27 protein-coding genes and 2 pseudogenes are annotated in these 25,542 nt (G+C 58.8%); 20 read left to right on the top strand and 9 right to left on the bottom strand.

The genetic code is table 11. The features are described 5' to 3' along the window. The first annotated feature begins 8 nt into the window (after positions 1-8). Genes ACSQ3J_RS24035 through ACSQ3J_RS24020 form a run of 4 tightly spaced genes read left to right on the top strand, consistent with a single transcriptional unit; the run spans position 9 to position 4,911 of the window. A complete protein-coding gene (locus ACSQ3J_RS24035) occupies positions 9-530 on the top strand; it encodes a (2Fe-2S)-binding protein (protein WP_436040488.1) in 522 nt (173 codons plus the stop codon). After that, a complete protein-coding gene (locus ACSQ3J_RS24030; protein WP_060501711.1) occupies positions 527-1,543 on the top strand; it encodes an FAD binding domain-containing protein in 1,017 nt (338 codons plus the stop codon). Before ACSQ3J_RS24035 ends, ACSQ3J_RS24030 begins: the two co-directional genes overlap by 4 nt. Positions 1,544-1,558: 15 nt before the next feature. Beyond that, on the top strand, positions 1,559-3,811 hold the full coding sequence (locus ACSQ3J_RS24025; RefSeq protein ID WP_060501709.1) for a xanthine dehydrogenase family protein molybdopterin-binding subunit: 2,253 nt from the start codon (positions 1,559-1,561) through the stop codon (positions 3,809-3,811). Then, the gene (locus tag ACSQ3J_RS24020; RefSeq protein WP_436040487.1) at positions 3,808-4,911 is read left to right on the top strand and encodes a catalase family protein; all 1,104 of its coding nucleotides are present in this window, start codon (positions 3,808-3,810) and stop codon (positions 4,909-4,911) included. Before ACSQ3J_RS24025 ends, ACSQ3J_RS24020 begins: the two co-directional genes overlap by 4 nt. A gap of 290 nt (positions 4,912-5,201) precedes the next feature. Here the strand turns inward: ACSQ3J_RS24020 and ACSQ3J_RS24015 are convergent, their stop codons facing one another. Beyond that, positions 5,202-5,378, bottom strand: a complete 177-nt coding sequence (locus ACSQ3J_RS24015; RefSeq protein WP_156397364.1) for a hypothetical protein — start codon at positions 5,376-5,378, stop codon at positions 5,202-5,204. A 32-nt stretch (positions 5,379-5,410) separates the two neighbouring features. Between ACSQ3J_RS24015 and coxB the strand changes: the two genes are divergently transcribed. From coxB to ACSQ3J_RS23975, 8 genes are all read left to right on the top strand, one after another. Further along, on the top strand, positions 5,411-6,496 hold the full coding sequence (coxB, locus tag ACSQ3J_RS24010) for a cytochrome c oxidase subunit II (protein WP_082511931.1): 1,086 nt from the start codon (positions 5,411-5,413) through the stop codon (positions 6,494-6,496). Beyond that, complete coding sequence (ctaD, locus tag ACSQ3J_RS24005; RefSeq protein WP_436040486.1) at positions 6,493-9,003, top strand: cytochrome c oxidase subunit I; 2,511 nt, start codon at positions 6,493-6,495, stop codon at positions 9,001-9,003. The genes coxB and ctaD overlap by 4 nt, the downstream gene beginning before the upstream one ends. Next, on the top strand, positions 9,003-9,383 hold the full coding sequence (locus ACSQ3J_RS24000) for a hypothetical protein (protein ID WP_060501701.1): 381 nt from the start codon (positions 9,003-9,005) through the stop codon (positions 9,381-9,383). The genes ctaD and ACSQ3J_RS24000 overlap by 1 nt, the downstream gene beginning before the upstream one ends. Next, the gene (locus ACSQ3J_RS23995; RefSeq protein WP_436040485.1) at positions 9,380-10,006 is read left to right on the top strand and encodes a cytochrome c oxidase assembly protein; all 627 of its coding nucleotides are present in this window, start codon (positions 9,380-9,382) and stop codon (positions 10,004-10,006) included. The genes ACSQ3J_RS24000 and ACSQ3J_RS23995 overlap by 4 nt, the downstream gene beginning before the upstream one ends. Further along, the gene (locus ACSQ3J_RS23990) at positions 10,003-11,046 is read left to right on the top strand and encodes a c-type cytochrome (RefSeq protein ID WP_060501697.1); all 1,044 of its coding nucleotides are present in this window, start codon (positions 10,003-10,005) and stop codon (positions 11,044-11,046) included. Before ACSQ3J_RS23995 ends, ACSQ3J_RS23990 begins: the two co-directional genes overlap by 4 nt. A 71-nt stretch (positions 11,047-11,117) precedes the next feature. Beyond that, on the top strand, positions 11,118-11,549 hold the full coding sequence (locus tag ACSQ3J_RS23985) for a DUF2231 domain-containing protein (protein ID WP_436040484.1): 432 nt from the start codon (positions 11,118-11,120) through the stop codon (positions 11,547-11,549). 47 nt (positions 11,550-11,596) lie between these two features. Continuing rightward, positions 11,597-13,054, top strand: a complete 1,458-nt coding sequence (locus tag ACSQ3J_RS23980; protein ID WP_436040538.1) for a PQQ-dependent sugar dehydrogenase — start codon at positions 11,597-11,599, stop codon at positions 13,052-13,054. A gap of 241 nt (positions 13,055-13,295) precedes the next feature. Continuing rightward, entirely contained in the window at positions 13,296-13,982 is a 687-nt protein-coding gene (locus ACSQ3J_RS23975; protein ID WP_060501694.1) for a DUF421 domain-containing protein, read from the top strand. A 290-nt stretch (positions 13,983-14,272) separates the two neighbouring features. On the opposite strand, the pseudogene xth reads toward ACSQ3J_RS23975, so the two are convergent. Both xth and ACSQ3J_RS23965 read right to left on the bottom strand, forming a co-directional pair. After that, positions 14,273-15,049 (bottom strand): annotated as a pseudogene (xth, locus tag ACSQ3J_RS23970) (exodeoxyribonuclease III). Between the two features lie 108 nt (positions 15,050-15,157). Further along, positions 15,158-16,135, bottom strand: coding sequence for a YihY/virulence factor BrkB family protein (locus ACSQ3J_RS23965; protein ID WP_060501692.1), 978 nt, complete (start codon positions 16,133-16,135; stop codon positions 15,158-15,160). A 278-nt stretch (positions 16,136-16,413) separates the two neighbouring features. On the opposite strand from ACSQ3J_RS23965, the gene ACSQ3J_RS23960 reads away from it, so the two are divergent. Together ACSQ3J_RS23960 and ACSQ3J_RS23955 are read left to right on the top strand one after the other, a co-directional pair. Next, on the top strand, positions 16,414-16,752 hold the full coding sequence (locus tag ACSQ3J_RS23960) for a hypothetical protein (RefSeq protein WP_436040483.1): 339 nt from the start codon (positions 16,414-16,416) through the stop codon (positions 16,750-16,752). Positions 16,753-16,857: 105 nt separating this feature from the next. Continuing rightward, positions 16,858-17,361 carry a hypothetical protein gene (locus ACSQ3J_RS23955; protein WP_436040482.1) on the top strand — a complete coding sequence of 168 codons (504 nt, stop codon included), beginning with the start codon at positions 16,858-16,860 and terminating at the stop codon, positions 17,359-17,361. A 46-nt stretch (positions 17,362-17,407) separates the two neighbouring features. Here ACSQ3J_RS23955 and ACSQ3J_RS23950 read toward each other — a convergent pair whose 3' ends face one another. Both ACSQ3J_RS23950 and ACSQ3J_RS23945 read right to left on the bottom strand, forming a co-directional pair. Next, on the bottom strand, positions 17,408-17,914 hold the full coding sequence (locus ACSQ3J_RS23950) for an MgtC/SapB family protein (protein WP_060501686.1): 507 nt from the start codon (positions 17,912-17,914) through the stop codon (positions 17,408-17,410). A 141-nt stretch (positions 17,915-18,055) separates the two neighbouring features. Next, positions 18,056-18,502: a PRC-barrel domain-containing protein gene (locus ACSQ3J_RS23945; RefSeq protein WP_060501685.1), complete on the bottom strand. Its 447-nt coding sequence runs from the start codon at positions 18,500-18,502 to the stop codon at positions 18,056-18,058. A 163-nt stretch (positions 18,503-18,665) separates the two neighbouring features. Here ACSQ3J_RS23945 and ACSQ3J_RS23940 point away from each other — a divergent pair, with 163 nt between their 5' ends. Together ACSQ3J_RS23940 and ACSQ3J_RS23935 are read left to right on the top strand one after the other, a co-directional pair. Beyond that, positions 18,666-18,932: a DUF982 domain-containing protein gene (locus tag ACSQ3J_RS23940; protein WP_060501682.1), complete on the top strand. Its 267-nt coding sequence runs from the start codon at positions 18,666-18,668 to the stop codon at positions 18,930-18,932. A gap of 3 nt (positions 18,933-18,935) precedes the next feature. Beyond that, positions 18,936-19,112: a DUF982 domain-containing protein gene (locus tag ACSQ3J_RS23935; protein WP_436040481.1), complete on the top strand. Its 177-nt coding sequence runs from the start codon at positions 18,936-18,938 to the stop codon at positions 19,110-19,112. Between the two features lie 329 nt (positions 19,113-19,441). Here the strand turns inward: ACSQ3J_RS23935 and ACSQ3J_RS23930 are convergent, their stop codons facing one another. After that, the gene (locus tag ACSQ3J_RS23930; protein WP_060501678.1) at positions 19,442-19,684 is read right to left on the bottom strand and encodes a hypothetical protein; all 243 of its coding nucleotides are present in this window, start codon (positions 19,682-19,684) and stop codon (positions 19,442-19,444) included. A 188-nt stretch (positions 19,685-19,872) separates the two neighbouring features. On the opposite strand from ACSQ3J_RS23930, the gene ACSQ3J_RS23925 reads away from it, so the two are divergent. The 3 genes and pseudogenes from ACSQ3J_RS23925 to ACSQ3J_RS23915 all read left to right on the top strand — a co-directional run bounded on the left by ACSQ3J_RS23925 (position 19,873) and on the right by ACSQ3J_RS23915 (position 20,934). After that, positions 19,873-20,172 carry a hypothetical protein gene (locus ACSQ3J_RS23925; protein ID WP_436040480.1) on the top strand — a complete coding sequence of 100 codons (300 nt, stop codon included), beginning with the start codon at positions 19,873-19,875 and terminating at the stop codon, positions 20,170-20,172. Between the two features lie 188 nt (positions 20,173-20,360). After that, positions 20,361-20,585: pseudogene (locus ACSQ3J_RS23920) on the top strand (IS66 family transposase); the annotation flags it as partial. Positions 20,586-20,661: 76 nt separating this feature from the next. Further along, complete coding sequence (locus ACSQ3J_RS23915; protein ID WP_156397358.1) at positions 20,662-20,934, top strand: hypothetical protein; 273 nt, start codon at positions 20,662-20,664, stop codon at positions 20,932-20,934. Between the two features lie 151 nt (positions 20,935-21,085). Here the strand turns inward: ACSQ3J_RS23915 and ACSQ3J_RS23910 are convergent, their stop codons facing one another. From ACSQ3J_RS23910 to ACSQ3J_RS23900, 3 genes are all read right to left on the bottom strand, one after another. Then, complete coding sequence (locus ACSQ3J_RS23910; RefSeq protein WP_436040479.1) at positions 21,086-21,943, bottom strand: endonuclease domain-containing protein; 858 nt, start codon at positions 21,941-21,943, stop codon at positions 21,086-21,088. A gap of 253 nt (positions 21,944-22,196) precedes the next feature. Further along, positions 22,197-22,919 carry a ribonuclease activity regulator RraA gene (locus tag ACSQ3J_RS23905; RefSeq protein ID WP_060501673.1) on the bottom strand — a complete coding sequence of 241 codons (723 nt, stop codon included), beginning with the start codon at positions 22,917-22,919 and terminating at the stop codon, positions 22,197-22,199. Between the two features lie 75 nt (positions 22,920-22,994). Next, complete coding sequence (locus ACSQ3J_RS23900) at positions 22,995-23,780, bottom strand: IclR family transcriptional regulator (RefSeq protein WP_436040478.1); 786 nt, start codon at positions 23,778-23,780, stop codon at positions 22,995-22,997. 243 nt (positions 23,781-24,023) lie between these two features. Between ACSQ3J_RS23900 and ACSQ3J_RS23895 the strand changes: the two genes are divergently transcribed. Then, positions 24,024-25,514: an ABC transporter substrate-binding protein gene (locus ACSQ3J_RS23895; protein WP_436040537.1), complete on the top strand. Its 1,491-nt coding sequence runs from the start codon at positions 24,024-24,026 to the stop codon at positions 25,512-25,514. Positions 25,515-25,542 lie beyond the last annotated feature (28 nt).

The raw sequence follows: 25,542 nt of genomic DNA, 5'->3' as shown, positions 1-25,542 counted from the left end.
AATTGTCCATGGCCGATGCGCGCTCCCCCGATCTTCCGGTCTGCAAGATCTCGCTTTCGATTAATGGCGAAAGACAGAAATTTACCCTCCACCCGTGGACAACGCTGCTCGACCTTCTGCGCGGTCCCCTTGAGCTCAGCGGCACAAAAAAGGGTTGCGATCATGGACAGTGTGGCGCCTGCACGGTTCTTGTCGATGGCGAGCGCATCAATTCCTGCCTGAAGCTCGCCGTATCTCTCGACGGCGCTGGCATCATCACCATCGAAGGCCTCGGCTCGCCAAACGGACTGCATCCGATGCAGGAAACCTTTGTCGAACATGACGCCTATCAGTGCGGTTATTGCACTCCCGGGCAGATCTGTTCCGCCGTGGCCCTGGTCAAAGAAGGCCACGCCCGGTCCCGTGCCGAGATCCGCGAACTGATGAGCGGCAATCTCTGCCGCTGCGGCGCCTATACCAATATCGCCGATGCCATCGAGGAGGTCATGGACACGCAAAGAATCCGGCCCGTCAAGGAGGCTGCGGAATGAGACCCTTTTCTTTCAACCGCGCTGAAACCGTAAAGGAAGCCATTGCGGCGCTTGCACAAAACCCGGATGCAAAACTACTTGCCGGCGGCACCAATCTGATCGATCTGATGAAATACGATGTCACGCATCCGGGCATGATCATCGATATCAACAGCCTGCCCTTGAAGGAGATTACCGATCTTCCCGATGGGGCCTTGCGCATCGGAGCCCTCGCCAGCAACTCGGCTGTCGCGTACGACGAGCGCGTGAAAGCTCGCTTTCCGCTACTGTCCAGCGCCATCCTTGCCGGCGCGTCGCCGCAGCTTCGAAATGCAGCCACGACAGGTGGAAACCTGCTCCAGCGCACCCGCTGCTACTATTTCTACGACACTGCTGCGCCTTGCAACAAACGTGCTCCCGGATCGGGCTGTTCTGCAATCGGCGGTGTGAACCGCATCCACGCCATTCTCGGGGCTAACCCGGCTTGCATTGCTGTTCATCCTTCAGACATGTGTGTTGCGCTCGCTGCACTCGACACGGTGGTTGAGGTCGAAGGGCCGCAGGGAGCGCGAGAAATCGCCTTTCTTGATTTTCACCGGCTTGCAGGCGATGAGCCGCAACGGGACAACACCTTGCAGACCGGCGAAATGATTACTGGCCTGCGACTGCCCCCCAATCCTTTCGGCCAAAACCACACCTATCTGAAGATACGCGACCGCCTTTCCTATGCCTTCGCGCTCGTTTCCGTTGCCGCAGCCATCGAAATCGACAAGGGCCGCATCATCGACCTTCGTGTTGCGCTTGGCGGCGTAGCCCACAAGCCTTGGCGGGACACGCTTGCGGAGCGCGAATTCGCCGATCGAGCGATAGGCGAATCCACGTTCCGGGAAATCGCCGAGCGGCTGCTGATCGACGCCAAGGGCCAAGGGCAGAATGATTTCAAGATATTGCTCGCCCGCAACGCGATCATCCGGGCGCTGCGCCAAGCTGCGGCGGGAACGCCGCAGGACCAGGCTGTAAAAGCAATACAATAACAGGGAGCCCAGACCATGCTCAATCCATCCAAAGTGGTCGGCGTGCCGACAGCCCGCATCGACGGCCCGTTGAAAGTCAGCGGCTGCGCGCCCTATGCTGCCGAGCACTATGAGCCATTTATGCTCTTCGGGTATGTCCTGCCGGCGACCATCGCCACGGGTCGAATTCTTGCGATCGATGCGACCGATGCCGAACGTTTTGCGGGCGTGATCAAGGTCTACACCCACGAAAACAGGCCTGATACGGCATGGCGCGACAGCAAATGGAAAGATGAGGTGGCCCTCCCCGGCCATCCTTTGCGCCCCTTGGAAAGCGACCGCATCCTCTTCGACGGTCAGCCGGTTGCCTTCGTGGTCGCCGAAACCTTCGAGGCGGCGCGCGATGCCGCGGCCCTTATCAAGATCCATTACGCGGCCGCTCGTCCGCACACGGATTTGCGCAGCGAGCTTCCCAACCGTTATGCGCCCCCGGTTCCGCGCATGAAGCAGCTCGTACCGCCGCCGCCGCGCGGTGACGCCGAAAAGGCATTTAAGGAAGCGCCGCATCGCATCTCGTCCGATTACGAGATGAGCGGTGAATATCACAACCCGATGGAGCTTTTCGCCACAACGGTTCTGTGGAAAAAGGACGGCGAACTGACAATCCACGACAAGACCCAAGGGTCGCAGAATTCGCACGAATATATCTGTCAGGTCTTTGGTCTCGATCCGGATAAAGTGGTCGTCAAGAATGCCTTCGTCGGTGGCGCCTTCGGGCAAGCACTCCGGCCAAAGCACCAGCTGTTTTTCGCGGTTATGGCCAGTCTCGATTTGAAGCGATCGATCAAGGCCGAGATGAGCCGTCGCGAGATGTTCTATCTGACCTGGCGCCCATCAAGCTTTCAGACCGTCTCTCTTGCAGCCGATGAGGAAGGGCGTCTGACGGCCGTCATGCACGACGCGGTTCATGCAACGTCGCGCTACGAGGATTATCAGGAGAACGTCGCCAACTGGTCGGCGCTCGCTTACAAATGCGACAACGTCAAGATCAGCTATGAGATAGCCAAGCTCGATGTATCGACGCCGGGAGACATGCGCGCACCTGGTGCAGCAACCGGGGTAACGGCGCTGGAAACAGCAATGGACGAGCTGGCCTACGTCTGCGGCATCGACCCGCTTGAGCTTCGTGTCAAAAACTTCGCTCACCGAGACCAGATGCAGGACAAGGAATTTACCTCGAAGGCTCTGCACGCCTGCTTCCGCGAGGGTGCAGCCCGCTTCGGCTGGTCGAAACGATCCCTCGAGCCCCGATCCATGCGTGAAGGACATGAGTTGATCGGCTGGGGCATGGCAAGCGGCATATGGGAGGCCACGATGTCGCCGGCCGAAGCCAGCGTCCGGCTTTCCGGCGATGGCAAGGTGACGGTATCGGCGGCAGCCTCAGATATTGGCACGGGGACTTATACGATCCTTGCCCAACTGAGCGCCGATACTTTCGATATTCCGCTGCGCGATGTAACAGTCCGGATTGCCGACTCTACCCTCCCGAAAACGGGAGTCCAGGGCGGCTCCTGGACAGCAGCCTCGACAGGTTCGGCGGTACAGGCAGCCTCCAAATCGGTGATTGCCACGTTGCTGAAACATGCGCAGAAACTGGAAACCTCTCCACTCGCGAAAGCCAAGGCAGAACATGTTGAAATCGCCGATGGCCGGCTGGTGCTGGAAGCGAACCATCAGATCGGCATGCCCGTTTCGGAGATCATGGAACGCGCGGGCCTTTCCGGCATCGAGGAACATGCCAAGGTGGGTCCCGACATGATGACCATGCGCAAGTTTGCTGCCTACACCCATTCGGCGGTCTTCGTGGAAGTCCGGGTCGACGATGAGCTGGGCGTGGTGCGGGTGACCCGGGTGGTCAGCGCCATTGCCGCCGGGCGCATCCTCAATCCGAAGACGGCGCGCAGCCAGATCCTGGGTGGCGTCGTCATGGGCATCGGCTCTGCGCTACATGAGGAAGGCCTGGTCGATCACCGCACCGGCCGCATCATGAACCACAATATCGCCGAGTATCATGTTCCCGCCCATGCCGATATCGAGGATGTCGACGTGATCTTCGTGGATGAGGACGACGACAAGGCAAGCCCGATCGGCGTCAAGGGTCTTGGTGAGATTGGCATCGTCGGCGTCGCGGCCGCCGTTTCCAACGCCATCTTCCACGCGACGGGCAAACGCATCCGCAGCTTCCCGATCACGCTGGACAAAATTCTTACAGAACGGACAGAACAATGATCAGCAAAATGCCAGTCACACCTCTTCCCTTTTCGCCTGATGTCGAGGCTCTTCAGCCGGATGAACCTGAAACAGCGCGAGAACTGGCGACGACCATGTTGTCGATTGCGGAAAAGACCTATGCCGATAGCGGTCATGCCATGCGCTCGGTCCATGCCAAGAGCCACGGACTGATCGAAGCAAAAGTTGAAATCCTCAACGACCTGGCGCCGGAGCTGGCGCAGGGCGTGTTTGCAACGCCCGGTACACAAGCGGCCATCATCCGTCTTTCAACGACACCCGGCGACCTTCGGCATGACAGCGTTTCGACGCCGCGTGGCATGGCGCTGAAGGTCATGAATGTCGATGGCGAGCGGCTGGCCGGTTCTGAAGACTCGACAAGCCAGGATTTCGTGATGGTGACCGGCAAGGAGTTCAATTCCCCGAGTAGAAAGGCCTTCCTGAAAAATCTCAAGTTGCTCGCCGCCACGACCGACCGCCTGGAAGGCACGAAGGAAGTTCTTGCCAGCATTCTGAAGAAGGTCGAAGGCACACTTGAAACGCTTGGCACCGAAAGCGCCTTGCTCAAGGCGCTCGGCGGCAATCCCCAGACGCATATTCTCGGCGATAGCTTCTTTACCCAACTGCCGCTACGCCACGGCCGCTACATCGCCAAATACGCTATCGTTCCTGCCTCAGACAATCTCAAGGCCCTGGCTGACCGCAAAGTTGATACGTCGCAAGACGCAGAGGTCATACGGCACGGCGTCCAGGCGTTTTTTGAAAGCGAAACAGCCGTGTGGCATCTGCGGGCGCAACTCTGCACTGACCTCGACAACATGCCGATCGAAGGTGTGGATGCCTGGGATGAGGCGAAGAGCCCATTCGTCACCGTCGCTCGCATCGTTGCAGGGCCGCAGCCCGCGTGGAATGAGGAACGTGCGGAAGCTGTCGATGATGGCATGCGCTTTAGCCCCTGGAACGGCGTTGCAGCGCACCAACCTCTGGGCTCCATTATGCGGCTCAGAAAGCTGGCCCACGAGAGATCGGCAGCATTTCGCTCTCAACGCAACCTTACGCCGGTGACGGAGCCGGTGAGCTGCCCGTTTGGACACGGCTGACCAGCGTCAGGATCGAAGACGCGCCACGCCGGCCCAAACTGAACTGCAAAATCAGCTCCTCAGGCGTCACTCCTCATGATCGACGTGGGCGCAGCCACGATTTTCCGCGGTGTACCGACAACGCATTCACCTTGCCGCCATCCGGCTGATGCGGGGCTTTGTATCGTGGGTGAGCCGAAAGCTTCTTCGATCAGCTTCAACACATGAGCAGTCGAGGATGTGTTCCTGATCTAGGCGGCGCGCACGCAAGGACCTTGGGCCGAGGAGATGCTTCTGGTTTGCGCTGGCAGTCAGAGGCTGCCGCTTCCTTCGAAGTAACCCGGGTACTGAACCTCCTCAGGATCAGGCTTGTTCGGCTCGGGTTTTTGCCGCTTGTCTTCCGCTGGCTCAGCTGCGTCGGCCGGTTTCGTATCGGACTTCGCTCCCATTTCGGCCAGCAAGGACCTTGCATAGTCTTCGATTGACATGATGTGCTCCTTCCTTTGGGAGGCGAACGATCATGGATCGCAATGGTTCCCGGCGAGCTGGGTTTTGTAAGGGACCTTGCCCTCGGCTTACGCCGCTCCATATCGGAAAGCTTAGAAGGTCGAACACAAGGGGGGCTCCGACAATCCTGCGATATCTCCTCCCCTTCACCGCACTCATTCTGGTAGGCTGCGGCGGACAACAATCCGCCCTCGATCCCGCCGGAGAAGAATCGGAAGCGGTCTATCGCCTCTTCATCGTGATGGTTATCGGCGGCGTTGCAATCTGGCTCGGCGTCTCGGCTCTCTACACATACGCGGCGCGGCATCGACAAACATCGTGGTCGCCGGCATGGGCCAGCGCCCTCATCGGTTGGGGCGGCGTCGCCTTTCCAGTGGTCGTGCTTCTCGCCCTGCTCGTCTACGCGGTCTGGCTGATGCCGGTCATTCGTCCATGGAATCCGCTCGCGGGTACGGATGGGGCGATCGAGGTGACTGGCGAGCAGTTCTGGTGGCGCATCCGATATCCTGGCGTCAACGGCAATCCAGGGTTCGAGACCGCCAACGAAATCCGCCTGCCCGTCGGGCAGCCGGCGACGTTTTCACTCGATGCGACAGACGTCATTCATTCCTTCTGGATCCCCGCACTCGGCGGCAAGATGGACATGATCCCCGGCAGAACCAATTTCCTGACACTGACACCGAAACGCACCGGCATCTTCCGCGCGCCCTGCGCCGAGTTCTGCGGTACGTCCCACGCCTACATGGCCTTTTCCGTCGTTGTCATGGAACAGGAGGACTTCGAAGTCTGGCGCCGCCGCCAGATTTCCGGCCACGAAAGATCCGCCGATCAAGGCTGGGAACTGATGCTACGGCACGGCTGTCTCGGGTGTCATTCTCTGCGCAGTGAGAAAATCGGCGGAGCAACCGCGCCTGACCTAACCCTGGTCGGCGCTCGCCACTCGATCGGCGCCGGCGCGCTTGCCAATACGGCGGAGAATATCGCCCGCTTCATCCGCTCGCCTGTCTCGGTCAAGCCCGGCGCAAAAATGCCGGCCTTCGACATGCTGCCTCAGCGCGAGATCGACGACATGGCCCGCTATCTCGGGGGGCTCAAATGACGAACGCGGCATCCTCGGAAAGAACAGCCCACGTGCAGGAGGAGGAGCTGCGCCGCGTCTGGGCCAATCCCACAGGATGGCGTTACTGGACTTCTGTCAACAACACCCAGATCGGCCTGTGGTATGGATCGGCCGCTTTCATCTTCATGCTTTTTGCGGGCGTACTTGCTCTTCTGGTCCGACTGCAACTCGCCGTGCCCGACAACGACTTCTTGTCCGCGGACATGTTCAATCAGGCCTTCACCCTGCATGGCACCGTCATGATGTTCCTGTTTGCCGTGCCGATCTTCGAGGCTGTGGCGATCTTCGTTTTGCCCTCGATGCTGGGGGCACGCGAATTGCCCTTCCCCAGGCTCTCCGCCTTCGGTTTCTGGAGTTTCGCGCTCGGGGGTGTCTTCGTCTGCGGATCGATCTTTTTCAACGCGGCCCCCAATTCCGGCTGGTTCATGTATCCGCCGCTTGCGACCGACAAGGAATATTCCGGCATCGGCGCCGATATCTGGCTGCTCGGCCTCTCCTTCATCGAGGTCGCCTCGATCGCTGCAGCAGTCGAAATCATCGTCGGTATTATGAAGTGCCGTGCGCCCGGCATGCGCATCAACATGATGCCATTGTTTGCCTGGTATCTGCTGATCGTCGGGGGCATGATCCTTTTTGCGTTTCCGCCGCTGATCGCCGGCGACATCCTGTTCGAAATGGAGAGGATGTTCGACTGGCCGTTCTTCGATGCGAAGCGCGGCGGTGATCCCCTGCTGTGGCAACATCTTTTCTGGATCTTTGGCCACCCGGAGGTCTACATCATCTTCTTACCCGCCATCGCCCTCATGGCGATGATCGTTCCGACCTTCGCCCAGCGTCCGATCATCGGCTATTCCTGGATCGTCCTTGCGGCGGTTGGCACCGGTTTCCTAAGCTTTGGTCTCTGGGTGCATCACATGTTCACCACTGGCCTGCCGCAGATCTCGCTCGCCTTTTTCTCGGCTGCGTCTGAAGCGGTCGCCATTCCCACGGGCGTACAAATTTTCGTTTTCATCGCCACCATGCTGGCTGGCCGGGTAATCTTTTCCTTGCCGATGCTGTTCGGCGCAGGTGGACTTGCGATCTTCGTCATCGGCGGGCTGACCGGCGTGATGGTGGCGCTCGCGCCCTTCGACTGGCAGGCGCATGACACATACTTCGTCGTCGCGCACCTGCACTACGTGCTCATTGGCGGCATGCTTTTTCCAGTCGTGGCGGGCATCTATTATTATTATCCCCTGATCAACGCGCGCAAACTTTCCGACAGACTGGGCAAGATTGCCTTTTGGCTCATGTTCATCGGCTTCAACGTCGCCTTCTTTCCAATGCACCTGACCGGCCTGCGCGGTATGCCGCGCCGGGTCTTCACTTATCCCGCCGAGGTCGGCTGGGACCTATTGAACCTGATCTCCACCGTCGGCGCCTTCATTTTTGCCACCGGTGTCGCCCTCATCGTCATCGACATCCTGCGCCCCAAGCACCGCGAACCGAAGGGGAAGATGAACCCGTGGAATGCCGGAACGCTGGAATGGATCAGCGAGCCGGAGGAAAACTGGGGCGTCCGCTCCATCCCGATTATCAGGAGCCGCTACCCGCTCTGGGACCAGCCGGGACTGATCGACGACGTCAACAAGGGCCGCTTCTATCTTCCCGACACGCAGGATGGCCGGCGCGAAACGCTTGTGACATCCGTGCTCGATGCCGAGCCAGTGCAATGCCTGCGCGTTGGCGGCACATCCTACCTCACGATAATCTCGGCGCTCTCGCTTGGAGGCGTCTTCATCGCGCTCACGTTTCACTGGTGGCTGCTGACAGTGCTGTGTGGAATCGTGACACTTGGCGCAATCTTGATATGGCTGTGGACGGGAACAAGCGAAATCCCCAAACGGAACGAGAGAGATATAGGGCTCGGTGTCACCTTGCCGCTTTATGTTTCCGGCCCGGCCTCCGTCGGCTGGTGGGCGATGTTCATCACCATGGCCGGGGATGGCACGGCCTTTGCCAGCCTGATGTTCGGCTATTTCTTCTACTGGACGATCCATCCGGATTTCACCGCAGGTCTGCCCGGCCCGGGTGCGGGCTGGCCGATCGTGGCGGTCGCGCTCTTCGCCGTTGCCTGGCTCGCCATGCTGCTTGCCCGTCATGCCAATGCGAACGATCGGGTGTGGATGGCGCGACTATCGCTTCTCGGTTCTGTCCCTATCACGCTTGCGGCCTGTCTCGCCGGGCTGGCCGGGCCCTACCTGCATGACATGCAGCCGACCGTCCATGTCTATCCCGCAATCGTCTGGGTCATTTCCCTGTGGACCGTTCTGCACGGCCTCGTCGCCATCATCATGCAACTTTACTGCCTGGCCGGGAGCTTTGCCGGGCGGCTGACGGCGAGCTACGATGCCGATCTGCGCAATGTCATGCTCTACTGGCACTTCCTCATGATCACGGCAATGATATCCTTTGGGGTGCTTGGCCTGTTTCCGGAGGTGCGGTGATGCGCCTGATCCCCAGGGAAGTAGAAACGCTGTGGACGCTGTTTACCGGGCCGGTCGTCTGGGCGCTGCATTTCCTGGCCTGTTATGCAGCAGCGGCAATTTATTGCGCGAAGGCATCAGAGGCTCCTTTCTCCTTTGACGGGCTTCGCCTGAGCCTGTTTGCCATAACGGTCGTGGCACTGGTCGCCATTCTCGCCGCAGCCTGGCTTTCGTGGCGGCAATGGGGCTTTGGCAGTGGTGATCCGCCCCATGACGCGCCCACACGCCACGACCGATTGCTGTTTCAGGGTTTTGCAACGCTGTTGCTCTCCGGCCTCAGTTTCATTGCGGTCATCTTCGTTTCGGTTCCGCTGCTGTTCATCGAGGTTTGCGCCCGATGAAAACAGCGCCTCTCACAGCAGGCATAACCGCCCTGTTGCTCGCCCTTGTGCTTCTTGCACTGAGCTGGAACAGCGGCTCGCTGGTCGCCCACATGATCGTGCACATGACGACCGTTACCATAGCAGCGCCATTCCTGGCCGTGGCGATCAGGGCCACCCGGTTTGATCCGACCCCACATCTCGGTCGTTCCGGACCGATCCTCGCTTCGCTAATCGAGCTGGTGGTGGTCTGGGTTTGGCATGTGCCAGCCATGAGAAAACTGGCGGAAACCGGCGCTGATGCCATGATCGCGGAGCAGGCCAGTTTCCTCCTCGCCGGTATTCTGCTCTGGGCCGCGTGTTTCCGGCTGCAAGCTGAGGGGCCTCGGCGGCTCGCGGGCATTGTCGGTCTGCTGTTCACCTCGATCCATATGACATTGCTTGGCGTCCTTTTGACACTTGCGCCTCGCCCCCTCTATGGCGCAGGCGATGTCATTTGTCTGGGGATCATGCTCAGCCGGGAAGCCGATCAGCAACTCGGCGGCGTGATCATGCTGATGGTCGGCGCCGCCGCCTATCTGCTCGGAGCCGTCATCCTGCTTGCCGATATCCTGAAGCCCACATCCTCGGAGCACTGCCGATGATTTTGGATTGGAAGCGGATCACCGCCGCAATTCTGGCACTGGCCGCAGCCGGCATGCTCTTCGCATGGTCCGGCCTTCTCGATATTCGCGCCAGCACCGGGCATTGGCGGGTCACGGACTGGTTCCTGCACTGGGTCATGCGATCATCGGTACGCACTGCCTCGCTTGGAACGGAGCCTCCCGCCTTCACGCCGGCCATGTTGCCGCTTGCCGCCGGTCATTACGAGATCGGCTGCGCCGGCTGTCACGGCTCCCCCGCCATGCCGCGCCCGGCCGCGGCTGAAAACATGCTACCACCGCCACCAGACCTGAAAGACGTCGCCGGAAGCTGGAGCGATGCAGAGCTATTCGAGATTGTCCGGCATGGCGTACGCTATACCGGCATGCCCGCCTGGCCGGCAGTGGTGCGGGAAGATGAGGTCTGGGCGATGGTGGCCTTCGTGCGGGCCTACCCACAGATGAACACGACTACCTATCGCCGCCTTGCCGCCTTCTCCGCCACCCAGTCTCGAGACTTTGCACATCTCTTGAAAACCTGTGAGGGCTGTCATTCATCCGAACGGCTCGACCAGACCAGTCTTATCCCGCAGCTTACCGGTCAATCTGAAAGCTATCTTCGCGACAGCCTCACGGCATTTGTCTCACGAAAACGGCCAAGTGGGGTCATGCAGGCCGCGCTGTCGCAGACATCGGATGAGGACCGTCGAAACCTGGCTGCCTATTTTGCCCGCCACACCACGCCGGAACGGTCCGGACCATTTTCCGGGACAATCGATCGCGGCAGAACGCTTGCGGAAGTAGGAGATAAGACCCGGGGTATTGCCGCCTGTGGTGCCTGTCACGACAGAGCCGACATCAATCCCGCCTACCCCCGTCTTGCCGGGCAGCCCGCAGCCTATCTCGAAAACCAGCTCAGCCTCTTTAAAGCTGGAATCCGCGGCGGCGGTCCCTTCGCTGACGTCATGACAAAGGCGGTGGCGGGCCTGAGTGGCGAGGATATCCGGGCGCTCGCAGCCTATTACGGCGCCAGCCGGAATTAACGCATCCCCTTGGAACAAATCGGCTTCTCAACCGTATGGCTGGATCGGTTCCGAATGAGCGGGGGATATCCATGCAAAGCTCGCAGACATACTCCAGAGGCTATCCGCTTCAGCGATTGTTCGTTCCCATCCCCTTGGTCAGTTTCGCGCTGGCACTCGCGACCGATATCCTGTTCTGGCAAACGGTTAATCTCATGTGGCAGAACTTTTCCGCGTGGCTGCTGTTTGCGGGGCTGATCGGTGGGGCGATTGCGATCATCGCGGGCCTCATCGATCTCCTGCGTCCCTCGACCCGCCTGCTGCGGCCGCGCTTACCGGAGACACTCGGTTTTCTGGTTATTCTCGCGCTGGCCGTTCTCAACAGTCTCGTCCATGCCGGCGACGGTTGGACGGCCGTCGTGCCGAACGGTCTGGCGCTCTCGGCCGCAACGTTTCTCATCATCTTGCTGACGCTTGTCTTCGCGGCCCGATCGGAACGCGCTTTGAACTGGAGAATGCCATGACCCACCTTTCGCTCCGTTCATCGATCCTTCTCCTAGCCGCTTCGACAATGGCACTTTCTGCCTGCAACCAGGCTCCCGAGGCGTTCGATACCGCCCAGCAAATCGGTGCCGATCCCGTTCTTCCCGAGCCGTCTTCCGAGCTTTTACCGGATATGAAAGTGGCCGAGGTCATCGGCTGGAGGCAAGACGAGACGCCAACGGTACCAGCCGGTCTGAAAATTACAGCCTATGCGAAGGATTTCGCCAATCCGCGGGCGGTTCACACTTTGCCGAACGGCGACGTGCTAATCGTTCAATCTCGCGCGCCGCAGGGTGAAATTCAATCACGACCTAAGGATTTCATCCGCGGCTGGATCATGGCGATGGCCCATGGCGGTGGCGGTGAACAGAAGGAAAGCAACATTGTCACGCTGCTGCGCGATATCAATCGGGATGGTGCGGTCGATGAACGCTATGATCTGCTGAAAGCGCTCAACTCACCCTTCGGTCTCGCCTGGATCGATGACACGCTCTACATTGCAGCGAGCGACGCAATTCTTGCCTATCCTTACAAGCTTGGCGAAACCGCCATCACCGCCGCGCCGAAAGTGCTTGCCCCACTGCCGGGCGGCCCGATCAACCATCACTGGACCAAGGATCTTGCCTTGAGCCCGGACGGCCGATTTCTCTACGCGTCGGTCGGTTCGAACTCCAATATCGTCGAGAACGGCCTGGAGGCGGAAAAAGGCCGCGCCGCGATCTGGCAGGTGGATCGCCAGACGGGTGCTGCCCGCGTCTTTGCCTCAGGCCTGCGCAATCCGAACGGGCTTGCCTTCAACCCCGAAAGCGGGCAGCTTTGGGCGGTCATCAACGAGCGTGACGAGCTCGGGCCTAATCTCGTCCCTGACTATGCGACTTCGGTCAAGGAGGGCGGGTTTTATGGCTGGCCGTGGAGCTATTACGGAAATCATGTCGATGCCCGCGTTCACCCGCCGCGGCCCGACATGGTTGAGAAGGCAACCAAGCCAGACTATGCGCTCTCAAGCCATGTTGCCGCGCTGGGCCTCACCTTCTCCCTGAACTCCGCCCTGCCCGCGCCTTACGCCAACGGTGCTTTTGTCGGCGAACATGGCAGCTGGAACCGTCACGTCTTCAACGGCTACAGGGTCACTTTCATTCCCTTCGAAAACGGCAAACCGGCCGGCAAGACGCAAGATGTCGTCACCGGTTTCATCAAGGGTGATCAGGCCAGGGGTCGTCCCGTCGGCCTGGGTATAGACGGCACTGGCGCATTGCTTATCGCAGACGATGCCGGCAACACCGTCTGGCGGGTTACAGCTGCAGATGGCGCGGTGACGCCTCAACCCGTCGGGACCGATCAAATGGCCGGCGCTGGCACGATGACACAAGGCCCCGCAAACGGAGATACCACTTCGTCTTCGACACCATCAGATGACGGGCGACAGGCTGCACCTTTGCCGCAACCGGCTCAAACAGAAATCGCGCCCGCTGCAGAGCCGAATTAGCTGCGTATCGGAAGATCGAACGCGCGTGGCTGTGACTTCCCGGTCGGCGTTCCAGACGTCGTGTCAGGGTAGGAGGACGAATCGTGCCATTCCCACCAGGCAAAAGCAGAGAGCTGCTACCCCACAAATACGCTACCGTGATCGCACAGCACCCGATCCTGCGACCTCACGCACATAACTAACAGAGCAGAAGGAACACATATAGACTTTGAACGTTTCGCCTCCACCATTGGGGGAAGACATGGAAGAAGCGATTCAGGCGTTTGATTGGAACCGGATGCTGGTGGGCGACGCTCCGCTCGAGTTCTTATTTGAAATCGCATTTCGAACCATCATTATCTACGTTTACTGCCTTGCCCTTCTGCGCTGGCTGGGCAGTCGTACGATCGGTCAACTTTCAACTATTGAATTCCTGCTGGTTATCGCATTGGGATCGGCGGTGGGCGACTCGATGTTTTACCCGGACGTCCCGCTTCTTCACGCATTGCTTGTCATCACGATGGTGGTCTTGGCGAATAAAGCGCTGGATCTGTTCATCGCGAAGAGCGCGCGGGCCGAAATTGTGATCGATGGCGTGCCAGAGGAGGCCATCCGTGATGGTGTGGTTTGCAAGGCGTTTATCGCGAGCACGACGTTTAGTCAAAGCGAGCTTTTCCAGCAGCTACGCAGGCAGGGCGTAGAAAACCTCGGTGAGGTCGCCCGCGCCTATGTCGAAACCAATGGCGGTTTAAGCATCTTCTTGGCAAAGAATCCCAAACCGGGACTACCCATCGTTCCGCCTTGGGAAATTGATCCGCCGAAATTTGTTAAACGGGGCACGACCCTTGAAGGGTCTGTTGGGTGTAAGCAGTGTGGAATGGTGACGGAGGTTCCCACCGATTGTTGCTCTCACTGTGGCTACGACGTCTGGGTTGAGATCAACAAGTAAACGTTAGGGACAGCAGGAGATTGGCAGTCGTCCTCGATAGCAATCCGGGGATGGACACGCTCCGCCGCACCATTCTTCAACGGCCTGACCATACCATCTCGCGATGCCGTTGGATCCGCCATCTTCCACGCGACCCTCCTGCCGATCCTGAAGTCCACTCCCCTCACCTTTAGAAGCTAAGTTTCGGTTGGCAAACTCCTTCGTCCATTGCGGGCAAAGCCGATGCCAAGACTGGCCGATATGCTTGCGCAAATCCTGGGCCATATCTGTCTGCACTTTTGCGGACGATCCTAACCGTCTTCGAGGTCGATCCACGCGGGCGCATGGTCGCTCGTGTGCGCCCAGCCGCGAACATGCTTGTCGGTGCCTGCAGCACTCAGTCTTTTCGCCACATCGGGGCTGATAAGAAAATGATCGAGCCGAAGACCGGCATTGCGCCCATAGGCGTTACGGAAATAGTCCCAGAACGTGTAGATCCGTTCTGAAGGATGAAGGTGGCGCAACGCATCAGTCCAGCCCATTGCACCGAGTTTGTGAAAGGCTTGGCGCACCTCGACCCTGAAGAGGGCGTCGTCTCGCCAGCGCTCCGGCTTATAGACGTCCAGGTCCGTCGGGATGATGTTATAATCCCCTGCAAGGATGACAGGTACATCCAGTGCGAACAGTTCGCCGGCATAACGGCTCAACCGGTCAAGCCAGCCAAGCTTGTAGTCGAACTTCGGGCCTGGCGCCGGATTGCCTTCGGCGCATAGATGCACCCGATCGCCATACGGCTTATCGCCGCCTCAATGTAGCGGCTTTGCGCGTCATCGGCGCCGCCGGGAAGTCCCTACCGGGTCAAAAGCGGCTCCCTGTCCTTGCACAGGATGGCGACGCCATTCCATGATTTTTGCCCCTGCCAGACCGCTCCATACCCGGCTCTTTCAAGCTCTTTTGCGGGGAATTTTTCATCGGGTGCTTTCAGCGCCTGCAGACAAGAGACATCCGGTGCCGCCTCCTCAAGCCAGCGCAGGAGGACGTCGAGACGGCCGGTTGACGCCGTTCACATTGTACGTGGCGATCTTCAACACGGCCCCGATGTCTTGGGATGAATGATCCTGACTGAAAACCCGCAACGGTCCGCAATGTTCCCGCCGTGCCGTTTCTCCAAGAGCCCGAACAGGTAGCCGGTGCCATCAATCCAGAGAAGCGCCGACAGTATCGGCGACATATGCACCCCGGCTTCCCATCGGCATTGGGGGGCCAGTCGTCGTATCGCGGGCGGTCTGGTGCTCGAGTTCCGCATTCAATTCGGCCCCGACAATGACGATGATTACGGAAATCCACGCCCAGATCATGAAGCCGATCAGCGCGCCGAGCGCGCCATAGGTTGCGTCATAGTTGGCGAATGTCGTCAGATAATAGGAGAAGAGGATCGAAGCCAGGAGCCAGAGGAGCGTGCTGAACACGGCTCCCCACGTTAGCCAACGGGCCTTTGCAGGCTCGCGGCTTGGCCCGAAATGATAGACCAATGCAACGGCACCGGCGATGACGACAAGGACGACCGGCCAGCGAAGAACGCTGATCAGAGTTTCCTGCCAGCGATCGAGCCAGACATACGAAAGTGCGGCGGGAACCCCGCCCAGCGCCGCGATAAAGAAAGCGGCGAGCACCAGGCCGATCCCCGTAAAGGCAAGCGAGATCAGGTTGAGGCGAACGATACCGCGCTTTTCCACTTCGCCGTAGGCGATGTTCATCGCGTCGAACAATGCCTTGATTGCACTGTTGGCGCTCCAGATGGCGATCGCCAGGCCGGCAAGGAAACTTACGCTCAATGTGGACGTTTTGGCTTGAACGAGAATGTTGAGCTGCGTGAGGATGATGTCGAAGGCCCCGGGAGGCAGGATGTCAGCAACGAAGGTGATATGCTTGGCCATCGTGCCGGGATCGGCGATGAAGCCATAAAGCGACACCAGGGCGCCAAGTGCGGGGAAAAGAGACAGCAAGATGTAAAACGTCACTCCGGCGGCAATAAGGGTTACACGGTCTTCCAAGACTTCAGTGGATACGCGCCAGAAAACATCCCGAAGTCCCCTCGCCGGAATTTCATTGGGGGTTTCGGCATCGCGGCCACGGCCAGGTTTGTTCTTTTCGACGTCCGACGCTGATGGCATAATCCCGGTTTACTCCATGCTCTGTCCTATTCCCTTATTCCAGATAGCGCGGCTCGCAATGATGGCTATCTGTTGGGAGCGGGTAATTTCTGAAAATCTCCACGCCCTTGGCCATGGGATGTTGGCGACCTTAGCGGGCCCCTGGGAACAAACGTCGGCATGGGACCTGCCCAAATTGTTCTGTTGCCCGTATCGACGAGGGAACAGTGTGGCGCCGGATGCGTTTGGTGCCGCGGACCTGCCCCGCCGATACTCTTTTGGCAGCGAAGGGAAACCCAATGGCATTCAAGCGATACCTGGGGGCAGCGATGTCGTCTCTTTTGTTGACCGGTCCAGCGCCGGCTCAGACCGTTGAAGGTCCGGCAGTGACCGCTTGCAGGTCGACCGGTCTTGTCGCCCTGCAAGCACAGTCATCAGAGATTACCGGCCTGGTTTTCGACGCCGAAAGTCTTGCAATCAGCGCAGCTGACACCAAGGTCGAGGACGTTGCTGTCAAAACGGTCATTCTGGGGGAAGCCTATATCGAGCGGAAGGGCGCTGCCGGAAAGGCCGATCGTTTCGTCTGCCTCGTCGGGGAAAAGGGAAAAGTGCTCCTGACGTTCTTCACGGCCAAATAGCTTGTCCGGTGACGTCCCCCACGAACGCACGGGAACCGGGCGGCTGGCGGCGCGTTGTGGGCAAGAGCTGTTTGGAGATGGCTTCCAAGGCCCGGAGGCGACCAAATGAAACTTTCCGCGATCATTGCCTTCGGGCTGGCGCTATTCCTCACTTTCGATTCCGCTCTGGCCGACGAAACAGGATTTCTGAAGTCGATCAGTGGGAACTGGTCCGGCAATGGCTTGGTGACGACCGCAATCGGCTCACGGCCGCTCAACGTCAAATGCACGTTCGACAGCAGGGCGCGTGGCACGTCTCTTGCCATGTCTGGTCAGTGCCGTGGATTGGTGGTGGTCAGGCGGGCCGTCTCCGCCGACATCAAGGCCAGCGGCACGAGATACAGTGGCACCTATGTCGGACCGTCGGGCCGGCCATCCCAATTGACGGGCTCGCGCAACGGCAACGCAATCAACTTCACCGTGCGTTGGAGCCGGGTGATCAATGGCGACCGAACGGCGCACATGACCATCGAAAAGATCGGCGCCAGGGGCCTAAGATTGAAAACGATCGACAAGGACCCAAAGACCGGCCGCCCAATCGTCACAAGCGATATCCGGCTGTCGCGGTAGGTCTATCGGGAGAGCCACGCCACGGACGACCGAAGACAGGAAACGATCAGACGGGATCGGAATTCCTTGTTTTGGTGGCATCGCCAGGACTTGATGCAGGTTGGCCAGCCGCGTCGTCCGATGGTTTGAAACTCGCCGTCATCCGCAACGTCAGGAAAGTCATGATCGACAGGACGAGCGCGATATCGTAGGCGCCCAATCCAACAGCTGTTCCAATTGCGCCCGTAGCCCAAAGACTGGCAGCCGTCGCGGTTCCCCGGACACTTTTGCTCACCACCAGGATCGCACCACCGCCGATGAAGCCCATGCCCGTGATCAATCCTTCGACGATACGGGCGGTCGCCTCAGGATTGCCTGCCGTCAGGTTTTCCGTCGCCTGGATGAAGCCGCAGCTGGCGATCGCAACGAGAGGGAAGGTACGCAAACCGGCGCTCCGTTCGCTCTTTTCGCGATCCCATCCGATCGGCAGCGCGAGGAGATAGGCAACAACGAGCGCACCGAGATGCGGCAGCACGTTGAATGACTGGCCGATGGCAGAAATCTGGTCGATCATTGGCTATTCCATCGATGGATGCACGTGTCCGGCTTGCACATGAAACGGGCTTGCCGGGCGGTGCGGATCGCTGCAGGGAAAACGAGGCCAGAAAAGCAGGCTGGGGCGAGCCCGAAAGCGCGCCCCAACCAGCCACGATCGTTACTTCTTCAATTTCGAATAATCGAGCTTGGGGGCATTCGAGAGATCGTCCTTCGTGGTGTCGACAAAGGCTTTCCAGGTTCCCTCGACTTCGGCAAGGGCAACGGATGCCGGATCGAGGACCACATAGCTCTCGCCGATGCTGAGGAAGCCACCGACACTGGCAACGATACCGATGACCGACTTTCCGTCGCCGATAACGACATCTGAGATCTCACCAATCGTCTCATTCTGCTTGTTGTAGATGTCGATGCCGATCAAACGCGAGGTCATCAGGTCGGTATCCTGAATGTTCACGTACTTGAGCGGAATGGTGGCGGCAGTGCCCATCGTTATGCCAGGGCCCGTGAGCGCGGCGTCAGCTCCGGATGCTGCGGCAGTCTGCGCGACAGCGGCGCCTGCGAGGAGAGAAAAAACAAGGCCGGCAGCGATCGGACGAAGATTCATAAAAAAACTCCTGAAAGTGAATGGGGCCGGCAGCAGAGGAACCAACTGTCCGGCGGCTCTAAACACACAGCAGGCCGATTGGTTCCCAGTTATCTCGACGCAGAACGACGGAACAAACATTAGCATTTTGAGTTATTCGAGCAGCTCTGGGAGGAGCCCCGAAATGATTATCGAAACAGAAATGAACTGCAGCAACATCAGCTGGGCGGAGCCCGTGCGGGTCCGTATCGGACATGGCGTCTCCATCGACATAGGCGGCCCGCAATCGGCTTTGAACACCATGACGCAACGATGGCCGAAGGAACGCGGCGAACACTTCGAGCGCGCACGAAAGCTCTGCATGGCAACACTTGGTAGGCGGATCTCAGCCGCGGCAATTCGCGACGACTTCATTGCGGCATGCGTGGAAGCCGACATCCTCGTTACATAGCCAATGACAGAGATCATTCGCATCAATCTTCGAACAAGATGGGAGGATCCCGTACGGGTGATCGCAGCCGATGAGCGGATAGACACCATCGTTGGTCCTGGAGATGCGCTGGCTTTTCTCGTGACGCGCTGGAGAGGGCTTAAAGGGCCGTCCTACAAGATAGCCCGCAAATCCTGCTAGGACGCTCTGCGCGGGCATGTCGGAACGGCACTATCCCGTGCGCATTTCATCACGGCTTGCCTCGATGCGGACATCCTCGAATGAGGCACAGCGGTATCCGGCTGACGGACGCGGCAGCAGGCTTCGATCACGCATTGTTATACAAGCGAACAATTCGGCCAACAATGTGCATTGAAAGACCCCCAAAAATCTGTTGGTATATAAGCGCTGACGAAAATGCATTGTCTAATGCAGTTTATATTTGAGGTGTGCATAATTTAACCGGATTTGCGCCGCCATCTGGAAACGGATGGCGGTTTTTTTGAGAAATTCGCTCTCAGATTTCTCATTTATGATGAGGCACAGTTGAGTCCCGTCGTTTCCGTGTCGATGATTACCCCTTTCAGGCCAAATTGCGGGCGACGGTGCCTGAGTTTGGTCACAACACGATAGCGGCCGGTGTCGATCAGATGCTGCACTATCTCAGCCTCGTTGATTACTGCGTAAGTGGCTTTCTTCGGTTTGGGATCGCGATCCGGTGCCGCCGGGATATCATCCGGTTCATTCGAAAACATGTCGATCTGTGCTGCCATGGCTCCTGTCTACCGCGGCATCGCCTTTACTTGATAGCCGCTGCTACCACATGAACGCGTTTTCGCGCCCGCATTGATAGTCCGGCTCCGCCAGAAATATGCTGAAGGTCACTGCGTGCCATCCAAAGCCGGGCCCGGATACGCACCAGCATCATTGACGTCGCTTCCGCAAGCCCTCACGATAAGGGATGTCGTCAGGTACAAGTTTTCTCAGTGAACTTTATGCTGCTGCAAACCCGGTGGCTAAGCTGCCACCGTCTGAGCGCCGCAGATTGATTGAACGTGCCCTTGAAACGATCGCCGATCAGCGGGAAATCGTAGAAAAGCAGGGTAACCTCCTACCTTTACCCGCCGCATTTCTCGCGCAGATCAAGCGAATCACGAAAGAGCTCAACAACGGCCCGGATCTTGTTGCCGCGCACCTGCTTTTTGAATGCGCAGATGAAATCCGCAGGCTTCAAACCTTGGCGAAAGACAATGAAGCCTAGTTTCGCCATGAGCGAACATTGGCCAACGGGCAAAGAGCATATCGGAGAACCGAGCATAGCGGTGGCAAAGCCACGGTTCGGGAATTCGCGCATGCAACTCCGGTTCCTGGGGCAGCCGCAGGAGATTTAGCATAGCACCGCCGAAACGGCGGAAATCGGGACCGACTGTCCCCGGAGTTGCATTCCACACCGCCGACCAACGCCTGGAGCGTCGCCGGAAAGTGAGCCTGCCACTCGTCGATGGTCTGCAGGTTTGGCTTCAAATCGAGCGGGCAAAGCTGTCGCGCAGTTCTCCGGTCGCAGAGGCGATCGACTACATGCTCAAGCGCTGGGATGGCTTCACGTAATTCCTAGAGGACGGCAGGATTTGCCTGACGAACAATGCAGCCAGAAGGATCATGGTGGAGCTCGCCTGGCTCTCCGCAGAAAGATCGGGGTCGCCGCAGTTGTTTTCATAACGAATATGGACGGCTTCGCCCGAAGATGACCATGGAGGCCGCTGTAGCTGCCGTCGAGGCCGGTAATCTCAGCCGAGAAGACGTCGTTGAAGCGATGTGTGCCGATCTGGTGGAGGTCGATGCCGAGAATGCTTGTGGCCAGGTTTGTCAGAAGCTCGAAGACGCAGCCTTCTATCACCGGGCTTGTCAGCATGTCGCCGACAAAGTCACCGCCGAGGGCATCCAGCCTTGCACATGGACCACGCTGCCGGAGGATTATGAGCCGGACTCCAACCCCTTCGAGATCACCACTGCCGATGAATGAGTCACGGCAGGTATCGACACACGGGCTACCGCCGACGGAAAGGTTCGCATCGACATCACGGTCGGCGGCAAGACGCCGATGGTTGATCGCGACGAATCCCTGTTGGAAGCTCTTCGAGAACTCATCGCGTGGCATGACGTCCGTATTTGCCTCACACGACCGCCGCCCGGCTTACCCCTCGACAGCGGGCTTCGTTTAAGGGCCGCCTTTGCCCTTGGCTTCCAGCTCTTTCACAAACGCTCCAAGCGGGAAAGGCTCTTTTTCCTCGAGATCTCATCCACACCGCGTGGCATCCTAGCCTTTCAAGATTACTCTGGACGTGGGGAGACAGACGCCGATCCTTTGATAGCTGCTGCCTAACACCGTCGAAGTAGTGCGTGCGGTTGCCGTGCAGATTGAAACTCTTGGCCAGGATCGCGGCGTTGATGTCAGGATCCGGATGTACCGGTGGCCACGACATCGGCGAGATCGTGATTGTCGTCGCATCGCTTCTGCCATGATTAGACCGAGTGCTTCGCATAAGCCGGTCGAGTTCAGCATGCGCCGCATCATAGTGCTTCCGAAGATTGGCATTCGCCGATAGCTGCTCTTCGAGGGCTATCGACTTCTTGGCATTTTCCAACGCGGAGGCGATCACCATCTTTTCGGTATCGAATGTCTGCTTCGACGGCCCTAGGGCCTCTTGAATGGCACGCTCTTTGGTGACGTGAGCGTCCATATGATCCAGAAATTCATCGACAAAGTTCATCGAATTCGTGAAGGTCTTGGCGACCGATATCGGCGGCGACTTCGTCACAACCTTCGGCGCCGGCGGTCTGCAGCGGGCGACAGCGGCACAAACCATTTCGACTGCCTTGGCCGGCGTGTTGAAGACGACCTTCGCCGGGATACGCAGGACACGGAATCCCTTTGCGACAAAGAATTCGTCACGTATTCCATCGCGCTCAGCAGCCTCCGGGGATGAATGCCAAGCTGCTCCATCTACCTCGACGACAAGCCATTTGTTCACGAGAGAGTCCAAGCGATAAGGCTTGTACTCGGTCTGAATGTCCAGCTCGATACCCGGAGTGACGAGGATGCCATTGTCAGGGATAAGACCATTGGATCTCGAAACGACCGGCCATCAGTACATGGAGAATAAAGCCGACCTAAAGCTTGGGGCCCTTCATTGGCAGCCTCTCGAATATCGGTAGCAAGCGCCAAACGAACATCACCAACAAGCGAGCCCGGGCGAAATCGCCCGGCGCTCAGATTTCTCACGATCAGCCCACGGCGGTCCTAGCTTTGCGCCATTCCGCGTAGCGGGCAAGTGTTTCTTCATTCGGTGGATAAACCCCGAGCGTCGAGCGCCCGGATTCGATTTCAACCTTCAGAAACTCCTCTTGCTCCTCCATGGCAACCGCTTCGTCGGCGATCTCTTCAACATATTCCCGCGGAATGACGATGACGGCCTCGCTATCGCCGAAAATGATGTCGCCCGGATACACGGCGACGCCCCCGCAGGCGATCGGCTGGTTCATATCGGACGCATGATGTGCAACCAGGTTGGCGGGCGCAGCCGGCCCGAGGCAATAAGTCGGGAAGCCGAGAGAGGCGATATCTGCGGTATCGCGCACGCCGCCATCCAAAACCATGCCGGCGGCGTTGCGGTAGACGAGACGCCGCGCAAGCATGGCGCCGATCCCGGCGACTTCGGCAAGGGCCCTGCAATCGAAAACCAGGACATGGCCATTCGGAATGGTATCGATAGCCTTGCGCTGATGGTTCGAAGGATCAGAGCTGTAAGTTGACCCGTCAATATCCTCGCGCGCAGGAATGTAGCGCACGGTTACGGCCGGTCCGATCATCGGCTTGTCCAGATTTGAAAGCGGACGCACACCGCGGATCGCCGTGTTGCGCAAGCCCCGCTTCAAAAGCAGTGTGCTTAGGCTTGCGGAATTTGTCCGTGCAAGCTTTGCCAGAACCGAAGAATCCAAGGTTGTCATGAAGCTCCTCCATTGCGTGTCGAAGGAGCATCTAACAGGCAAAATAAACATGTTCAATATAGAAATTAGAATTTCTTATTTGAACAAAGGGTGGCGGCCGTCAATCGTCTTGGTTAAAAGGGCTGCGCAATCGAGCGCTTCACGCCGGATTGACCGCGCTCGATCCGGCGTTGCCTCACCGATGAATGGAACGCTAACGGTTGCGACAAGCTGGCTGCCGGCGTCGAAAACCGGCGTCGCAATTGCCCGCACACCCAAGTTGGATTCCTGGTTATCCTCCGCATATCCGTTGCGCCGGATGTCGGCGAGCGCCTCCTTCAGCGCGTCCGCATCGGTGATTGTGTACGGGGTGCTCGCCTCCAAACCGGCAGCACAATATGCTTCGACCTCGCTATAGTCGGAAAACGCAAGCGCAAGCTTGCCGCCCGCCCCGACATGCTTGCGGGAACGCCCGCCGACCTTGATGAAAAGCGAATAGTCGCCCGGGCTTGGAGCAGCAAATATGGTCATCATTTCATGACCTTCGGGTGCAGCAAGCTTGAAGGATTCCAGAATTTTGTCGGCAGCAGCCGTCAAGATCGGCTTTGCCGCCTCAACCAAGAAAGCCTTGTCGGCGCCAGGAGAAATGCGACGCGCCAGCTCGACAAATTTCGGCCCGAGCTCGTAAATCGAGCCGCCGTTAACACGTGCAACAAGCCCATGCGCACTCAGTGAATTCAAGATCCGGTACACCGTCGACCGCGGCACACCCAGCTGCTCGACGAGAGCCGCAAGCGAAATCCCTGTCCGCGCATCCGCAACCGCCTCCAGAAGATGCGCGGTCTTTTCGACTATGGGCGAACCATGCTTGAGTTCATTCATGAACCAATTATTCCTTATTTGAAATATCTATGTTGACATTTGTCGTCGGTATGCGCATTTTTGCCCAGCGAATGTCAGATATGACACTACGCGCTTGCGGGAGGAAGTAAAGCGGCTCGGTTATGCCCAACGCGAAGAACCAGCAGCTTTCACGGCAAGGTCTACCTGATACAACACAGCAATGGCGCGGCCTTGCGGGAGGAGGATATCGTGACAACCATTTCTATCGGCAGATCGGCAAACATCGGCCTTCTTGCGCTGTATCTGGCTGCCGGCGTGGCCATGCCCGGCCATGCTGCACCCGACACGTTGACGGTCGTCGTTACTGACGAGCCGAAGTCTCTTGACCCTTGCGACACGGACCTCTCTGGCAATGCCCGCGTCCTGCGCAACAACATCACCGAAACGCTGGTCAACCTGAGCCCCGCAGACGGCTCGGTCCAGCCCAGCCTCGCCACCGCTTGGGAGCAGGTAGATGACCTCACCTGGAAATTCACACTGCGCGAAGGGGTGACCTTCCACGACGGCAAGCCCTTCGATGCAGCCGCAGTCGCCGCAGCCCTGACACGCGCGCAAAATCCCGCGCTTGCCTGCGAAGTCGGCCTTGCCACGCTGAAAGCGCTTGTCCTGACCCCGGAAGCCGCCGATGCGAAGACGCTCATCATTCGCACCGATATCGTCGAGCCCATCCTGCCCAGCAAACTGGCTGCCCTCGACATCGGATCGCCTGATACGCCTGCCGACGCCAAGTCGCGTGAACCGATCGGCACCGGCCCCTATAAGCTCGCAGCCTGGAGACCGGGCCAGTCGATCACGCTGACGGCTTTCGATAAATACTGGGGTGACAAGCCCGCCATCCAGAACGCGACCGTTCTCTGGCGGGCGGAATCGGCAGTTCGCGCTGCTATGGTCGATACCGGAGAGGCTCAGATCTCTTACGAGATCGCGCCGCAGGACGGCACGACAGCAAACGACCACGCATTCCCCAATGCCGAAACCTCCCTGCTGCGTATCGATCAGGAGATCGCGCCCCTCAACGACAAACGCGTCCGCGAGGCGCTGAACCTTGCAATCGATCGTGACGGGTTGATCGGCACGATCTTCCATGCGCAGGCCCAGAAGGCGATGCAGGTCGTCCTGCCCTCGGTTTTCGGCTACAACCCCGATATCCCGGTCTGGACCTACGATCCGGAAAAAGCCCGCAGCCTGCTGGAAGCAGCACGCGCCGACGGTGTCCCCGTCGATACGGAAATCGTCATCTATGGACGCATTGGCATCTATCCGAATTCGTCCGAAAGCCTTGAGGCGATCCAGGCTATGCTCGCTGACGCCGGCTTCAATGTTCGTCTCGAAATGCTGGAAACCAGCCCCTGGCTGAAGAAACTCCTTAAGCCCTGGGATGCCGGCCGCCAGCCGTCTATCCTGCAGACACAGATCGACAATACCGAAGGCGACGCGGTCTTCACGCTTCCAAACCGCTTTACCAGCGATGGCAATACATCTTCGATCGCCGACCCGAAGCTTGATACATTGATCTCCGATGCGTCCAAGGCAACCGGTGGTGAACGCAAGCGCCTGTTCCAGGAAGCGTTCAAATATCTCGCCGTCGACGCGATCAACATCGTGCCGCTGTTCCATATGGTCACGATCGCGCGCGTCGCACCGGATGTGAACTACACACCGGATGTTCAGGCCGGTAACGAGATCAAACTGAAGACGATCAGCTATCGCTGATCCTTCCTCCGCTCGGTACCCGAGGAGA

This window comes from Rhizobium sp. LjRoot98, assembly GCF_964252935.1.
Classification (GTDB): domain Bacteria; phylum Pseudomonadota; class Alphaproteobacteria; order Rhizobiales; family Rhizobiaceae; genus Pararhizobium.
This window is presented reverse-complemented; position numbering and strand designations above follow the sequence as displayed.